The 2,655-nt window shown below is 54.1% G+C and carries 2 rRNA genes (1 of these 2 running past the window's edge); both read left to right on the plus strand.

Annotated elements, in window-relative coordinates:
• Positions 1 to 2,506, plus strand: a 23S ribosomal RNA gene (locus tag IM485_RS15445) (it extends 383 nt beyond the left edge of the window).
• 55 nt (positions 2,507 to 2,561) lie between these two features.
• Positions 2,562 to 2,655, plus strand: a 5S ribosomal RNA gene (rrf, locus tag IM485_RS23040); the annotation flags it as partial.

The following is a 2,655-nucleotide window of genomic DNA, read 5'->3' on the forward strand; positions in this document are numbered from 1 at the left end:
GCATCCCGAGTAGCATGGGGCACGTGAAATCCCGTGTGAATCTGCCTCGACCACGAGGTAAGGCTAAATATTCCCGTGTGACCGATAGAGAAACAGTACCGCGAGGGAAAGGTGAAAAGAACCCCGGAAGGGGAGTGAAATAGAACATGAAACCGTTAGCCTACAAGCAATGGGAGGACGATTGAACGTCTGACCGTGTGCCTGTTGAAGAATGAGCCGGCGACTTACAGGTTATGGCAGGTGAAGGGGGAAGACCCCACAGCCCCAGCGAAAGCGAGTCTGAATAGGGCGAAGCGTCATAATTTGTAGACCCGAACCCGGGTGATCTAACCATGGCCAGGATGAAGCTTGGGTAAAACCAAGTGGAGGTCCGAACCGACTAATGTTGAAAAATTAGCGGATGAGCTGTGGTTAGGGGTGAAATGCCAATCGAACTCGGAGCTAGCTGGTTCTCCCCGAAATGTGTTGAGGCGCAGCGGTAGTGGAAGTTTAGTCGGGGTAAAGCACTGTTTCGCCGCGGGCTGGGAGACCGGTACCAAGGCGAGGCAAACTCTGAATACGGCTAAAAAAACTACCAGTGAGACGGTGGGGGATAAGCTTCATCGTCAAGAGGGAAACAGCCCAGACCACCAGCTAAGGTCCCCAAATGATAACTAAGTGAGAAAGGAGGTGGGAGTGCATGGACAACCAGGAGGTTTGCCTAGAAGCAGCAATCCTTAAAAGAGTGCGTAATAGCTCACTGGTCAAGCGCTCCTGCGCCGAAAATGAACGGGGCTAAGTTATCTACCGAAGCTGTGGACAGTGAGCGTAGGCGAACTGTGGTAGGGGAGCGTTCTATAGGGGGTGAAGCAGTAGCGGCAAGCAGCTGTGGACTCTATAGAAGTGAGAATGTCGGCTTAAGTAGCGAAAATGTGGGTGAGAATCCCACACCCCGAAACCCCAAGGTTTCCTCCGCAAGGCTCGTCCGCGGAGGGTCAGTCAGGACCTAAGGCGAGGCTGAAAAGCGTAGTCGATGGACAACGGGTTAACATTCCCGTACCGATTAATGATTGTGCCGGAGAACGGAGAAGGTCAACGTCAGCTGGATGTTGGTTACCAGTGCAAGCAGTCGAGGCGATGAGAGGTGGCGAAAACACCAGGAGCTAAGACGCGAGTCCCACCTCCCACGGGAGGGAAGTGGCGTTGATCAAGCTTCCTAGAAAAGCCCGAACCACGTTAATCATTAATTGCCTGTACCCGAAACCGACACAGGTGGGGAAGTAGAGAATACTAAGGGGCGCGAGATAACTCTCTCTAAGGAACTCGGCAAAATGACCCCGTAACTTCGGGAGAAGGGGTACCCTCGCAAGAGGGTCGCAGTGAATAGGCCCAGGCGACTGTTTACCAAAAACACAGGTCTCCGCCAAGTCGTAAGACGCAGTATGGGGGCTGACGCCTGCCCAGTGCCGGAAGGTTAAGGAAGTTGGTCAGGAGTAATCTGAAGCTGACGACCGAAGCCCCGGTGAACGGCGGCCGTAACTATAACGGTCCTAAGGTAGCGAAATTCCTTGTCGGGTAAGTTCCGACCCGCACGAAAGGCGTAACGATCTGGGCACTGTCTCGGAGAGAGACTCGGCGAAATAGGATTGTCTGTGAAGATACGGACTACCTGCACCTGGACAGAAAGACCCTATGAAGCTTTACTGTAGCCTGGAATTGGCTTCGGGCTTCGCTTGCGCAGGATAGGTGGGAAGCGTTGAAACTCTCCTCGTGGGGAGGGTGGAGCTAACGGTGAGATACCACTCTGGCGAGGCTAGAATTCTAACCCTGACCCCTAATCGGGGCGGGAGACAGTTTCAGGTGGGCAGTTTGACTGGGGCGGTCGCCTCCTAAAAGGTAACGGAGGCGCGCAAAGGTTCCCTCGGTCCCGTTGGAAATGGGACGATAGAGTGCAAAAGCAGAAGGGAGCTTGACTGTGAGACCCACAAGTCGAACAGGGACGAAAGTCGGCTTTAGTGATCCGACGGCACCGCGTGGAAGGGCCGTCGCTCAACGGATAAAAGTTACTCTAGGGATAACAGGCTGATCTCCCCCAAGAGTTCACATCGACGGGGAGGTTTGGCACCTCGATGTCGGCTCATCGCAACCTGGGGCTGAAGTCGGTCCCAAGGGTTGGGCTGTTCGCCCATTAAAGCGGTACGTGAGCTGGGTTCAGAACGTCGTGAGACAGTTCGGTCCATATCCGGTGTAGGCGTAAGAGCATTGCGAGGAGCCTTCCTTAGTACGAGAGGACCGGGAAGGACGCACCGCTGGTGTACCTGTTATCGTGCCAACGGTAAACGCAGGGTAGCCATGTGCGGAGCGGATAACCGCTGAAAGCATCTAAGTGGGAAGCCCACCTCCAGATGATTGCTCTCATGGCATTAAGCCAGTAAGGTCTCGGGTAGACTACCCGTTGATAGGCTCTAGATGGAAGCTCGGTAACGAGTGCAGTCGAGGAGTACTAACCGACCGAGGGCTTGACCTGATTCTTCTTTCACCACTTTTTTCCTAGCTTTTGCAGTCTTGAGGGTTCTACCCTTCCTGGTGTCTTTAACGTGATGGCACCACTCCGATTCCATCCCGAACTCGGTTGTGAAACTTCACCGTGGCCAAGATACTTGTCGGGTTGCCGAC

Origin of the sequence: Microcystis sp. M169S2 (genome assembly GCF_020245865.1) — a bacterium.
Lineage (GTDB): Bacteria > Cyanobacteriota > Cyanobacteriia > Cyanobacteriales > Microcystaceae > Microcystis > Microcystis ichthyoblabe_A.